Origin of the sequence: Streptomyces siamensis (assembly GCF_039543605.1) — a bacterium.
Classification (GTDB): Bacteria; Actinomycetota; Actinomycetes; order Streptomycetales; family Streptomycetaceae; genus Streptomyces; species Streptomyces siamensis.
On the sequence record NZ_BAABKB010000048.1, the window covers coordinates 123,408 to 135,645 of the forward strand.

The 12,238-nt window shown below is 69.9% G+C and carries 12 protein-coding genes; 3 read left to right on the plus strand and 9 right to left on the minus strand.

The features are described 5' to 3' along the window. Window positions 1-99 precede the first annotated feature (99 nt). The 3 genes from ABEB03_RS43310 to ABEB03_RS43320 form a co-directional block, all read right to left on the minus strand. Window positions 100-1,200 (minus strand): thiamine ABC transporter substrate-binding protein, encoded by a 1,101-nt coding sequence (locus ABEB03_RS43310; RefSeq protein ID WP_345658599.1) that lies wholly within the window; start codon window positions 1,198-1,200, stop codon window positions 100-102. Between the two features lie 250 nt (window positions 1,201-1,450). Beyond that, window positions 1,451-2,557, minus strand: a complete 1,107-nt coding sequence (rlmN, locus tag ABEB03_RS43315; protein WP_345658600.1) for a dual-specificity RNA methyltransferase RlmN — start codon at window positions 2,555-2,557, stop codon at window positions 1,451-1,453. Window positions 2,558-2,696: 139 nt separating this feature from the next. Continuing rightward, complete coding sequence (locus ABEB03_RS43320; RefSeq protein ID WP_345658661.1) at window positions 2,697-2,972, minus strand: hypothetical protein; 276 nt, start codon at window positions 2,970-2,972, stop codon at window positions 2,697-2,699. A gap of 437 nt (window positions 2,973-3,409) precedes the next feature. Here ABEB03_RS43320 and ABEB03_RS43325 point away from each other — a divergent pair, with 437 nt between their 5' ends. Beyond that, entirely contained in the window at window positions 3,410-4,204 is a 795-nt protein-coding gene (locus tag ABEB03_RS43325; protein ID WP_345658601.1) for a DUF1259 domain-containing protein, read from the plus strand. Window positions 4,205-4,542: 338 nt separating this feature from the next. Here ABEB03_RS43325 and ABEB03_RS43330 read toward each other — a convergent pair whose 3' ends face one another. Both ABEB03_RS43330 and ABEB03_RS43335 read right to left on the minus strand, forming a co-directional pair. Next, window positions 4,543-4,878 carry a hypothetical protein gene (locus ABEB03_RS43330; RefSeq protein WP_345658602.1) on the minus strand — a complete coding sequence of 112 codons (336 nt, stop codon included), beginning with the start codon at window positions 4,876-4,878 and terminating at the stop codon, window positions 4,543-4,545. 620 nt (window positions 4,879-5,498) lie between these two features. Continuing rightward, on the minus strand, window positions 5,499-7,250 hold the full coding sequence (locus tag ABEB03_RS43335) for an FAD-dependent oxidoreductase (protein WP_345658603.1): 1,752 nt from the start codon (window positions 7,248-7,250) through the stop codon (window positions 5,499-5,501). A gap of 154 nt (window positions 7,251-7,404) precedes the next feature. On the opposite strand from ABEB03_RS43335, the gene ABEB03_RS43340 reads away from it, so the two are divergent. Both ABEB03_RS43340 and ABEB03_RS43345 read left to right on the plus strand, forming a co-directional pair. Continuing rightward, window positions 7,405-7,743 (plus strand): DUF6233 domain-containing protein, encoded by a 339-nt coding sequence (locus ABEB03_RS43340; protein ID WP_345658604.1) that lies wholly within the window; start codon window positions 7,405-7,407, stop codon window positions 7,741-7,743. 109 nt (window positions 7,744-7,852) lie between these two features. Then, window positions 7,853-8,593, plus strand: coding sequence for a hypothetical protein (locus ABEB03_RS43345; protein WP_345658605.1), 741 nt, complete (start codon window positions 7,853-7,855; stop codon window positions 8,591-8,593). Between the two features lie 227 nt (window positions 8,594-8,820). On the opposite strand, the gene ABEB03_RS43350 is transcribed toward ABEB03_RS43345, so the two are convergent. The 4 genes from ABEB03_RS43350 to pyrH all read right to left on the minus strand — a co-directional run bounded on the left by ABEB03_RS43350 (window position 8,821) and on the right by pyrH (window position 12,132). Continuing rightward, window positions 8,821-9,093, minus strand: coding sequence for a hypothetical protein (locus ABEB03_RS43350; protein ID WP_345658606.1), 273 nt, complete (start codon window positions 9,091-9,093; stop codon window positions 8,821-8,823). Between the two features lie 382 nt (window positions 9,094-9,475). After that, window positions 9,476-10,615 carry a phosphatidate cytidylyltransferase gene (locus ABEB03_RS43355; protein ID WP_345658607.1) on the minus strand — a complete coding sequence of 380 codons (1,140 nt, stop codon included), beginning with the start codon at window positions 10,613-10,615 and terminating at the stop codon, window positions 9,476-9,478. Continuing rightward, window positions 10,615-11,172 (minus strand): ribosome recycling factor, encoded by a 558-nt coding sequence (gene frr, locus ABEB03_RS43360; protein ID WP_028802465.1) that lies wholly within the window; start codon window positions 11,170-11,172, stop codon window positions 10,615-10,617. Before frr ends, ABEB03_RS43355 begins: the two co-directional genes overlap by 1 nt. Before the next feature lie 189 nt (window positions 11,173-11,361). After that, complete coding sequence (gene pyrH / locus ABEB03_RS43365) at window positions 11,362-12,132, minus strand: UMP kinase (RefSeq protein ID WP_095936924.1); 771 nt, start codon at window positions 12,130-12,132, stop codon at window positions 11,362-11,364. Window positions 12,133-12,238: the final 106 nt, after the last annotated feature.

The following is a 12,238-nucleotide window of genomic DNA, read 5'->3' on the forward strand; positions in this document are numbered from 1 at the left end:
GCCGGCCGTGTCCCTCGCCTCCGAGGCCGCCGCCTCCGCGCCGCCCGCTCCCGGTCTCCCGGGGCGTCGGCGCCTTGGCCACGGCCTCGGACGCGTCGGCTACTTCAGTACGAGCGAGGTCCACGACTTGACCCACTGGTCACGGTTGGCGGCGATCCTGTCGGGCGCCATGGTCTCGGGGTTCTTGGCCTGCGGGCCGTACCGGTCGAACTCCGCGGGCACCTGGGCGGCTTCCCGCACCGGGTAGACGAACATGTTCAGCGGCATGTCGTCCTGGAACTCCTTGGTGAGCATGAAGTCGATGAGCGCCTTGCCGCCCTTGGCGTTCCCGGCGTTGCTCAGCAGCCCGGCGTACTCGACCTGGCGGAAGCAGGTGCCGGTGGCGACCCCGGTCGGCGCCGTCTTCGGCTTCGGGCTGGCGTAGATCACCTCGGCGGGCGGGGACGAGGCGTACGAGACGACCAGCGGCCGGTCGCCCTTGGCCTTCTTGCCGCCGGCGGACCCGGAGAACTCCTCGTCGTAGGCCTGCTCCCAGCCGTCGACGACCTTCACGCCATTGGCCCTGAGCTTCTTCCAGTAGTCCTGCCAGCCGCCCCCGTTCGAGCCGGAGGTGTTCCCGTCGCCGTACTTCGCGGCGGTGCCCAGCAGGAAGCCGAGGCCGGGCGAGGACGTGGACGCGTTCTCGGTGACGAGGAGGTTCTTGTACTCGGGCTTGATCAGGTCGTCGAAGGACTGCGGGGGCGTCAGCTTGTGCTCGCTGAAGTAGGCCTTGTCGTAGTTGACGCAGATGTCGCCCGAGTCGACGGGCGTGGCCCGGTGCTTGTCCTGATCGACGCGATACTGCGGAAGCACCAGGTCCGAGCCCTTCGCCTCGTACGGCTGGAAGAGCCCGTTGTCGAGGGCGCGGGAGAGCAGGGTGTTGTCGACGCCGAAGAAGACGTCGCCCTGCGGATTGTCCTTGGTGAGGATCGCCTTGTTCACGGCCTGCCCGGCGTCACCGTCCTTGAGGACCCTGACCTTGTAGCCGGACTGCTTCTCGAAGTCCTTGAGCACGCTCTTCGACACGGCCCACGAGTCGTGGCTGACGAGCGTGACGGTCTTCGGGTCCGCCGAGCCGCCGCCGCCCGACGACCCGCACGCGGACAGCGTGGCCAGGCCGAGGCCTACGGCCACTGCTGCGAACTTCCTGGTGGTGCTCACTGATTTCCTCCTGGGTGACCAGGAAGAGACGCGGCCCCGCCCGGGACCTCTGACAGTTCCCGGGCAGGGCGCAACAGCTTGAGTGATGACCGAACTTCCTACCCAGAATGACCTGGGCAAGGTTCAGAGGGTCTGCGGTCTGTCCCGCACTCTCAGCGCTGTGGCGCTCCCCTGTCGGAATATGAAGATGTACGTACAGCCCTCAGCGTACCGTCTGGCCCCCGCGGGCCCGGCGCGCGGCGCCCGAGGTCTAGCGTTCGGTGGCCGCGAGCTGTCCGCACGCCCCGTCGATCTCCTGACCGCGGGTGTCCCGGACGGTCACCGGCACGCCGTGGGCGGCGATCGCCTCGACGAACGCCTTCTCGTCCTCGGGCCGCGAGGCGGTCCACTTCGATCCCGGGGTGGGGTTCAGCGGGATGAGATTGACGTGCACCGGCTTGCCCTTGAGCAGCCGCCCGAGCCGGTCGCCGCGCCATGCCTGGTCGTTGATGTCGCGGATGAGGGCGTACTCGATGGACAGACGGCGCCCGGACTTGGCCGCGTACTCCCATCCGGCGTCCAGCACCTCGCGCACCTTCCACCGCGTGTTGACGGGCACGAGCGTGTCGCGCAGCTCGTCGTCGGGTGCGTGCAGCGAGATGGCCAGCCGGCACTTGAAGCCCTCGTCGGCGAAGCGGTGGATGGCGGGGACCAGCCCCACCGTCGACACGGTGATGCCGCGCTGCGAGAGTCCGAGCCCGTCCGGCTCGGGGTCGGTGAGGGCACGGATCGCACCGACCACCCGCTTGTAGTTGGCGAGCGGCTCACCCATGCCCATGAAGACGATGTTGCTCAGTCGCGCCGGGCCGCCCGGGATCTCGCCGTCCCTGAGGGCGCGCATGCCGTCCACGATCTGGTGCACGATCTCGCCGGTCGACAGGTTCCGGTCGAGGCCGGCCTGGCCGGTCGCGCAGAACGGGCAGTTCATCCCGCAGCCGGCCTGGGAGCTGATGCACATGGTCACCCGGTCCGGGTATCGCATCAGCACGGACTCGACGAGCGTGCCGTCGAAGAGCCGCCACAGGGTCTTTCGGGTGGTGTCCTGGTCGGTGGACAGGTGCCGCACGACGGTCATCAGCTCGGGAAGCAGCGCTTCCTGGAGCTTGCCGCGCGACGCGGCCGGGATGTCCGTCCACTCCGCGGGGTCGTGCGCGAACCGCGCGAAGTAGTGCTGCGAGAGCTGCTTGGCGCGAAACGGCTTCTCGCCGATCGCGGCGACAGCCTCTTTGCGCTCGGCGGGCGTGAGATCGGCAAGGTGCCGCGGCGGCTTCTTGGCTCCGCGCGGGGCGACGAAAGTGAGTTCTCCGGGCTTAGGCATGGCGTTACCAGTGTCGCAGATCAACTCCACCGCCCCAGGCCGGAGCGGGGTGGGGACGGTCACCCGTGGGCGCCGTCTGTCAGCTTTGGTCGGCCTCGCACGGCCCAGGAACGGCCCGGCGCGGTACTCGGTCGGAGCGTCATGGCGTCGCGTACCGCGCCCACTGGTGGCCGAGAAAATCGAACGCATGCTTGAATTTGGCATGCGATCGTTCCCCGACGACCTTGCCCAGGCGCAGCAGGAGTGGAGTGCCACCTACCGGCAGCTTGCCGAGCGGCCCGGCCGTACCGAGCTGCGCCGGTGCCGACCCGCCGCTCCTCTCTCTTGCGGGGATCATCGGAACCTTGATCGGCAGTTCCCCGTGACTCCCCGCCTGATCCGAGATGTACGTGTTTCCGGTGTGATCGGGCTCCACATTGTGTGATGCTGTGACATGCCACTTTTGGCGCAATAGGGGGTTATTGGCTGTTTAAGCCGTCATGCTGCGCCTATCGATCACGGCTCGTCGAGAGGATCCGGCGGGCCTCTCCACCATGTGGTTGGGATGGCGAATACATGGCTACTGAAGCGAGGCCGGTGTCGGCCGGAACAGATGCAGGGGCATCACGACGCCGCGTCCTGACCACGGCTGCCCTGGGATCGGCATTCGCGGCACTGCCGGGACGGGCTGTCGGCGCCGAGCCGGGCGCCTCACACGAAGGGGCGCATGGCGGCACGGATCACGACCGCGGCGGTGAGCGCGCAGGCGCTGACGGCAGGGCCGGCCGGGATGCCGGCACGTTGGTGCGTCCGGTCGAGAGCACGGCGAGGGACTGGGCTCACGTTGCGGCGGAGCTGGGCCGCGAGGGAAGCATGCTGGGCAGGCAGATCTACCGGACGGCTTTCCCCCGCACCGACCTGCATGTCGTCTCCCACGGCGTCACCGTGTCGCCGCAACTCGCCATCGGCTCGCACGTGTCCTTCATCCGCTATGCCGACAACACCATCCTGACCATGGGAGAACTGGCCGTCACCGAGACGGAGTTGAACCGTGTGACCGGCGCACTGCAGTCACACGGCATCGAGCAGACGGCTATTCACAACCACCTGCTCGCTCACACTCCCCGTCTCGTGTGGATCCATACGCACGGGCACGGTCCGGATGCCCTGACCTTGGCCCGCGGCCTGCGCGCCGCGTTCGCCTGCACAGGCACGCCGCCCGCCAAGTCCTCGACGACTCCCGCAGAGAAGCTGAAGCTGGACACAGCGGGCATCGACGCCGCCCTGGGCACCGCAGGTACCGTCTATGGCAGCGTCTACAAGTCCGTCTTCCGGCGCCGCGAGACGATCACCGACGGCAGCTACATCCTGCCGCTCGGTTCCGGGGCGACCACGGCCCTCAGCTTCCAGCCGGTGGGAGGAGGCTGTGCCGCGGTCAGCGGGGATTTCGCCGTGCTGGCCGGGGAGGCGCAGGACGTGCTGGACGCGCTCCAGCGCGGCGGAATCGGGATCGTCGAGTTGCACAACCATGGCCTGGCCGACACGCCCCGCATGTTCTTCATCCACGTCTGGGCCGTCGGAAACGCCGTGAAGCTTGCGCGGGCCCTGCGCCGTGCGGTGGCTGTTACCAACGTCGCACCCGCCGGTGGGGCAGAAGGGGGCGAGTAGCGGTTGACCGAAAGCCCACGTACATCCACTACGAGGTCTTCCGGCCGACACGCCGGCCGTGACCACCAGATCACCGACTACGTCGACGTTCAGATCAGGAAGGTGAAGCGGCCTCCGCACGGCCCATCTGACACGTAAGTGGCACGGCGCCGAAGAGCCGCTGAGAATGATCAAGGCCCAGGCATCCGGATTCACACCGGTTGACCTGGGCCTTGTTCGTGTCCTGAGACCGGTGGGCGCCGACGGTTTCGAACCGCCGACATCCGCCGTCTAAGTTCGATCGCGAGGCTTAGATGGAGCCTTGGCGCTCTTGCTGGTCCAGCGTTCGCGAAAGCCTTCTAGCGTCCGTCGGCGCGCTTCCGGGTGGCGATCACGGTGGCGGCCGTGCCCGCCGTTCCGTACAGCGTGTACAGCAGGCCCTGGCCCAGGAGGTCGCCGCGCTTCACCTCCTGGGCGTACTTGAGCTGGTCGTACGTGGCCGTGCCGGTCGAATCGCCGCCGCGGACGCTGTAGTCGAGCGCGCAGGTATAGCCCTGCCGCATGGGGCCGGGGTGGTCCTCGCCGTCCTCGCCCAGCTGGAGCCCCGGGCAGTCCGGGACGCCGTGGGCCGCCCCGGCCCTCAGCAGGGTGATCACCCCCCACGCAAGCGGGACGAGGAAAAATGCGATGAACACTCCGCGTGACCTCATTGCGGCACCCTAGTGCCGTGCTCCAGCCAGCCACTTCCTCAACCACAACCCTCCCCGGCTCCCATCCCGTCCGCCGTCGACCCACACGTATGTGGAGCGGGCGTGGCTCATGGCGTCCAGGTGGAGCGCCCCACTGTACGAACGACCTGGACGCCATGGGCCGCGTCTGCTCGGCTCTGCCTGGGTCGGCGGTGGACGGGACGGGAGCCCCCGCGCACGCCACAACGGACCCACGGGCGGAATCGGCACCCCCTCCATCCCGGTGCCGGCCGATCCCCGCCGGAGGCCGGTTCAGCGCGCTGGTTCCAACGGAGCCGGCGCGGTCTTCAGTGACCGCGGCAATGCACTGCGACTCCGGCACGCGCGACGAGAGGCCCGTCCCCGGTGTCGGGAACGGGTCTCCGTTCTGCGGGATCCTGAGGGCACGTGAACCCTGCCCCTCCATGCGAACCACGGTCCGTTGACGACGAGCTGTTGCCCCGGAACCCGTGCTCGGTGAGGTCGGTCCGCCGGCCGGCCGCTGGGCAACGCCGCGTCGTGCCTTGGCAGCCCGCTCGGGTTCGTGCGGTCCGTGCCATGCAAGTCTGCGAAGACGGGCCGGCGGTCTACGGGCCGAGGTAGGTGCTGGGCGAGAGCCACGTCGGGCGGGGCAGGCCGAAGTGCTCCTCGAGCATCAGCTCGGCCTGGGTGAGCGCGCCGTAGACCCATCCCTGTCCGGTCGACCAGGCGTCTCCGCAGACGTACAGGTTGGCGTCGGGGAGCGGGTGGCGCATGCGTGGCATGATCTCCCAACTCTTCGCCCCCACCTGCCAGAAGTGGAAGGCCGCTCCGTACGGGTCCTGCACCCAGTCCTGGAAGTAGGCCGACGTCGGGTCGGGGACACGGGCGTCGGGGCCGTGCAGCTCGCGCAACTGCCGCTGCGCCTCGTCGACCAGCGCCCCCGGCGCCGAAGCGTCCATCGGCCGGGGCGGCCGGGTCACCGCCACCGGGGCGAGGCGGTGCGGCCGCGTCAGCAGCTCGTTCCAGAACTCCACGTCGCTGAGGTCGTTGTAGGAGGCCAGCAGCAGGGCGTTGCGGTTGGCCGGGTCGGCCCCGGGCTGCTTCCCCTCGACGCCCCAGTAGTAGGTCTGGCGCAGCGGCAGATCGGTCACCGAGCGGCCGGCGCGCAGGCCGAGATCCTCCCACCACGGCCGGTCGTAACCGAGGAAGAGCTTGGAGGCGGGCCTCGGGACGATCGAGCCGAGGTCGGACAGGAACCGGTCGCTGGTGAAGAGGAAGGTGTCCGGGTCCAGCAGCTCGATCGAGCGCTGGGGCATCGCCAGGACGACGTGGCGTGCCCGGACCGTGAGCGGCCGGCCCGTGGGCCAGACGGAGAGAGCGAGGGCCAGCACGTCCTCGCCGTGGACGGTCTCCCGGTCGATCCGGCGCACCTGGTGGTGGAGGTGGACGGTCCCGCCTTCCGCCTCGAACCGCCGGACGAGTTCCTCGGGCACCGTCTGGTAGCCGTTGCGCAGCAGCAGGTACTGCGGTGCCGGGGAGCCGACGAAGTCGGCCACCGACGCCTCCATGGCCTCGATGCTGTTGACGTTGGCCACCACCGATCCGTAGCCGAAGCCGTCTCGGAGGAACGACCACCCCTCTTGCCCGACCGCGTCGAGCAGCAGGTTCCAGAACCCGATGTCGTAGAGGTGCCGGCCGTCGACCGACGCCGTCGGCTTGATCTTGTCCCACGCCTTCTGGTTCATCCCGGCGGCGCCGGGGACGAAACGCTCGATGACCGACACGAGCGCGTCGTCCGGCGACTTGCCCCGGATCGCGGCCGGCAGGTCGTAGGGCACGACCGTCGGGTCGTTCCACTGGGCCTGGGTGAAGCGGTGCCGGCGCAGGTAGACGAGGTTCTGCGGCTCGTCGACCGGGAAAGGGTCGGTCGGCAATCCGAGATGCTCCACGAGGTCGGCCACGACCGGCTGGTTGTCGAGGTAGCGCATCCCGCCCAGCTCGGCGTGCAGATGCGGCATGCCGGGCGGCGTCACCGAGAAGAGCCGGCCGCCGACGCGCTCGCTGCCCTCGAACAGGTGCACCCTGAGGGGGCCGCGGCCACTCCGCCGAAGCTTCTTGAGCGCGTTGCTGTGCTCGGCTTCCGGGCCGAGCAGACGCCAGGCGGCGTACGCCCCGGACACCCCGGCGCCGATGACCGCAACGTCGACGACGTCGGCCTCGTCGGCCTCCTTGCCCCGCGAACGCGCCCGCGCCGGCGCCCCCAGTGCTCCGTCGACGATGGCAGCGGCGCCGAGAGCCCCGGTCCCCTTGAACACATCGCGGCGCGTCAGTTCGCCCATCTCCGGCCCTCTCAGCATGGATGTCTTCGGTAGGTGACTGGCTGTGATCGCGCCATAACCTACCAATCCCGGCATTTTCGAGGTGTCAGCGAGCAGCGACGGGCGAGTCGCAGGGGTGCGGCTCCCGAGGCGAGGAGTGCCCCCGACGCGATGCGGCCATAGAATCGAACACGTGCACGATGACTTGCCGCCCGACCTGCCGAGGCTCCGCACGCTGGAGACGTGGCTGATCCTCTCGCTCACCCGGGTACAGCGACGCATCGCCGACATCGAGCGGCGCGAGGTGGAGCGGGACCGCGGCCGGCAGGCACGGCCACAGGTGCCCGACTGGCTGCTCGAAGTCGGCATCGGCAGCGAGAGGCCGCCGGTCGCGGTGCACGTGGGCGGCTGCCACATGGCCGGCAGACGCGTACGCGGCATCCCGCGCGACCAGGCGCTGCGGGCCCTCACCGAGGGGGTCGACGCCTGCTCGCACTGCCGGCCGGACAGCGAACTCGGGGTCCTCGACTGAGCCGGACCTGCACCGCCGTACACGGCCGCGCACCGCTGCGGCGCGGGGCCGACCGCGGCGTCGCGGGGCGCACGACCTCGGGGAATGCCCCGGCTCTACGATCCCGCGTATGACCAAGTTCATCGTCACGGTGTGCCTGCCACCGACCAAGCCACGGAAGCTTCCGGAAGCGATAACCGCCGCCATGGCGCCCTACGACATCAACCTCACCGACGAGTGGAATCCGGTCGGCGAGTGGGACTGGTGGACCATCCGCTCCGGCGCGAGCACCCCGTACCTCGTCCTGCCGGCCCACGACGGCGACCGCCGGCTCGTCACGGCCTCCACCGTCCCCCGCAGGAAGGCGGACCTCGATCCCCTCGGGCCGCTGGAGTGCTCCGGCGGGCCAAGGGGGATGCTCGACTTCGACGCGATGCGGCGACGGTCGGCGCACAGGTACGACGCGCTGCTCGCCGCCTGGGAGGAACTGACCGCGCAGCACCCCGAGGCCCAGCCGCTGTCCCACTTCGTCGCCCGTCACGACTCCGACCCCGACGGCTACTCCCGTGAGGACGCCAAGAGGGATCATCTGGCCCAGCCGCTGGTGCAGGAGGTGGCGCAGCGGGCCGTCGCCGGCGATCCGCACTTCGGCATGTCGTTCCTGCTGAACGATCCGATCGCGTACTTCGCGCAGGAGCACGAGGAGGCCCGGCGGTCGGCGGTCCTGAGTGCCGTGCCCGGCTTCGCCCTGCTCGCCCTCGACGGCACGTGGTCGGACGGGCAGAGCGACGGCTACTGGGAGCGGGCCAACGCGTACCTCGACGACCTGCATGCCGAGGCTGTCGTCCTCGATCTGCTCTGCCACTGCTGACGGCGGCGTGCCCTCACGTGCGGCCGCCGGATCGCGGCGGCCGTGGCGGACGGCCACCCCACCGATCGCTGCGGCCGGGACGGACGGCCACCCGGCCGGGACGGCCGCCGCAGCGAGCACCGTGGTCGTGGCATGCGGCCACCCCACCGGTCGCAGCGGCCGGGGTGGTCAGCCCCCGCGTCGGCCGCTCACCTCTCAACGGCCTGGGCCGGTCGCGAGGCGGGACGTCACGGCGGGTTGGCCGCGAACCGGCAGGCACCGTTCGCGGCACCGCCCGGCACGCCGACAGCGGTCAGGGCGCTCACACAGCCCTTCAGGTCGTTGTGCACGCCTTGGGTGCACGCCGCCGTGACGGCGTCCGAGACCTGGACGCCCGCCTGCTGGACCATCTTCGTGCAGGCCGGGATGTCCGCGTGGGCGGCGGGGGCGACGAAGGCCACGCCGCCGAGTACAAGGGGCAGACCGATGAGGACACCGGCGATACGGGCCGACATGCGCATGGGGACACCTGCTCTTGGGGGTCGGGGCTCGTGCGTGCTCGGCGCCGAGCACCGGACACGGCCTGTGTACGGCCGCGGCCCCGGGCCCCCGCACCCGTCGGCTCGGCGGAGCGCCCTTCTCTTTCCGACGCTAGATCACTCGCCCCGCACCCGCACTCCGGCCGACGACGGCACGCACCTCCGACCCGACGACGGCACGCACCTCCGACCCGACGACGGCACGCACCTCCGGCCCGGCGGGGGCACGCGCCCCGGCAGGGTGGCGGCGCACAACCCGGCACGGCGGCCGCACCCGGCCCGGCACGGCACGGAAAGGGCCCGCCGTTCCGTGGAACGACGGGCCCTCGCCCTCAAAACAGCAGGCCGGTGACGGACGTGGAGGTCAGCCGGAGCCCACGAAGATCACCAGGAGCAGCCAGACCACCGGAGCCGTCGGCAGCAGGGAGTCCAGCCGGTCCATGATGCCGCCGTGCCCCGGCAGCAGCGTGCCCATGTCCTTGATGCCCAGGTCCCGCTTGATCATGGACTCGCCGAGGTCGCCGAGCGTGGCGCTGGCCGCGACCGCGAGGCCGAGGACCAGACCCTGCCACCAGCTGCCGCCGTCGATCAGGAACTGCATGCACAGCGCGCCCGCCGCCATCGCGAAGGTGACCGCTCCGAACAGGCCCTCACGGGTCTTTCCGGGGCTGATGCGCGGCGCCAGCTTGTTCTTGCCGAAGCGCCAGCCGATCGCGTACGCGCCCGTGTCGCTGACGACCGTCAGGAGCAGGAACGTCAGGACGCGGCGCGGCCCGTCGTCGGCGGTCAGCATCATGGCCACGAACGTCGCCAGGAACGGCACGTAGAAGGCCGCGAAGACCCCCGCCGTGACGTCCTTCAGATAGCCCTCGGGCGGCTCCGTCATCCGCCAGACCAGGACGGCCAGCGCGGTGAGCGCCATCGCCACCCAGGCACCCTCGGCGCCGCGGACATAACCGGCGACGACCATGGCCGCCCCGCCGAGTGCCAGCGGGACGAGCGGCGCCTTGATGCCCTTGCGCTCCTCCAGCCGCGAGGTGAGCTCCCACAGCCCCACCACCACGGCGACCGCCACCACGCCGACGAAGACGGCCTTGACGACGAACAACGACGCGACGATCACGACGCCGAGCCCGACGCCCACACCTATGGCCGCGCCCAGGTCGCGTCCCGCACTCTTCTTCTGTGGTGCGGGGGCGGGCTGGGGGGCGGCGCTGGGCATGGGCTCCTGCGGGCTCTGCGGGTGATGCGACGGCTCCCCGAGGGGCACCGTCGACGATGGTTCGTCGCGGAACAGGGGGCCACTCAGCCGAGCGGCCCCCGGGTCGTCATCCTGGTCTCCGCCGTGTGCGGGTTCGTCGGGCACGATGGGCATGGGCCGAGTCTGCTGCGCGTCATGCGCATCGTACGTGGGACCCGCCGGACCTGCCCCCTGGACAGGCCCCTGCTCGGACGGCCCCCAGTACCCGGCTTGTGGCGGCGCTCCCCAGGAAGAGTCGTTCATCAGACCTCGAGCAGCTCCGCTTCCTTGTGCTTCAGGAGCTCGTCCACCTGTGCGACGTACTTCGCGGTGGTGTCGTCGAGCTCCTTCTCCGCACGACGGCCCTCGTCCTCGCCGACCTCGCCGTCCTTGATCAGCTTGTCGATGGCGTCCTTGGCCTTGCGGCGCACGGAACGGATCGAGACCTTGGCGTCCTCGCCCTTGGTCTTGGCGACCTTGATGTAGTCCTTGCGGCGCTCCTCGGTCAGCTCGGGGAACACCACACGGATGATGCTGCCGTCGTTGCTGGGGTTGACGCCCAGGTCGGAGTCGCGGATCGCCTGCTCGATGTTGCGCAGCGCGCTCTTGTCGAACGGGGTCACCACAGCCATGCGCGGCTCGGGCACCGCGAACGAGGCCAGCTGGTTGATCGGCGTCAGTGCGCCGTAGTAGTCGGCCACGATCTTGTTGAACATCGCCGGGTGCGCACGGCCGGTGCGGATCGCGGCGAAGTCCTCCTTGGCGACCACGACGGCCTTCTCCATCTTCTCCTCGGCTTCGAGGAGGGTCTCTTCGATCACCACTTGCTCCTGCGTGTCTTGAGTAGGCCCGGCAGCTGTTTCCTCGTCGGGTCGGCGGCCGGCTGCGTCGCGTCTTATTCCTGCACGGTTCCGGACCGGCAGGACATTGTCCATCCCCCGGTCAGGGTCCGTCCTCGGCCGGGGTCCGTCCCCGCCCCGGGGTCGGTTCCCCGTCCGGGACGGTCCCCGTCAGGCCCGGCCGCTCTGGTCGCCCACGAGTGTGCCGATCTTCTCACCCTTGACGGCCCGCGCGATATTGCCCTCGGCCAGGAGCTCGAAGACCAGGATGGGCAGCTTGTTGTCCCGGCACAGCGTGATGGCCGTCATGTCGGCGACCTTGAGGTCACGGGTGATGACCTCGCCATAGCTGAGCGAGTCGAACTTGACTGCCTCGGGGTTGGTCTTGGGGTCGGAGTCGTAGACCCCGTCCACACCGTTCTTGCCCATCAGCAGCGCCTCGGCGTCGATCTCCAGGGCGCGCTGCGCGGCGGTGGTGTCGGTGGAGAAGTACGGCATGCCCATACCGGCGCCGAAGATGACGACGCGGCCCTTCTCCAGGTGGCGCACGGCGCGCAGCGGGATGTACGGCTCGGCGACCTGCCCCATGGTGATGGCGGTCTGCACGCGGCTGTCGATGCCCTCCTTCTCCAGGAAGTCCTGGAGCGCGAGGCAGTTCATGACGGTGCCGAGCATGCCCATGTAGTCGGAGCGGGCCCGGTCCATGCCGCGCTGCTGGAGTTCGGCGCCGCGGAAGAAGTTGCCGCCGCCGATGACGACGGCGATCTGGGCGCCGCCGCGCACGACGGCCGCGATCTCGCGGGCGATCTTGTGCACCACGTCGGGGTCGACGCCCAGCCCGCCGCCACCGGCGAACGCCTCACCGGAAAGCTTCAGCAGAAAGCGTCCCGCGCCTTTGCCGTCGTCGGTCTTCTCGCCCTTGTCGGCCTGGGTGGTGGTCATGGAGATCTCGCCTCTTTTACGTGTCGCACATACGAAGAAGGCCATTGCCGGTGGGGTGTCGTTCGCATCCCATGCTCGGCAATGGCCTCCTCGTCAGATCTGCTGT

What these genes read in the sequence shown, in the direction of transcription:
- ABEB03_RS43335 (WP_345658603.1), bottom strand. Translation starts at nt 7,250, where the DNA reads ATGCTGAGAGGGCCGGAGATGGGCGAACTGACGCGCCGCGATGTGTTC.
- pyrH (WP_095936924.1), bottom strand. Translation starts at nt 12,132, where the DNA reads ATGACCACCACCCAGGCCGACAAGGGCGAGAAGACCGACGACGGCAAA.
- ABEB03_RS43325 (WP_345658601.1), top strand. Translation starts at nt 3,410, where the DNA reads ATGCTGGGCAGGCAGATCTACCGGACGGCTTTCCCCCGCACCGACCTG.
- ABEB03_RS43345 (WP_345658605.1), top strand. Translation starts at nt 7,853, where the DNA reads ATGACCAAGTTCATCGTCACGGTGTGCCTGCCACCGACCAAGCCACGG.
- ABEB03_RS43350 (WP_345658606.1), bottom strand. Translation starts at nt 9,093, where the DNA reads ATGCGCATGTCGGCCCGTATCGCCGGTGTCCTCATCGGTCTGCCCCTT.
- rlmN (WP_345658600.1), bottom strand. Translation starts at nt 2,557, where the DNA reads ATGCCTAAGCCCGGAGAACTCACTTTCGTCGCCCCGCGCGGAGCCAAG.
- ABEB03_RS43355 (WP_345658607.1), bottom strand. Translation starts at nt 10,615, where the DNA reads ATGAACGACTCTTCCTGGGGAGCGCCGCCACAAGCCGGGTACTGGGGG.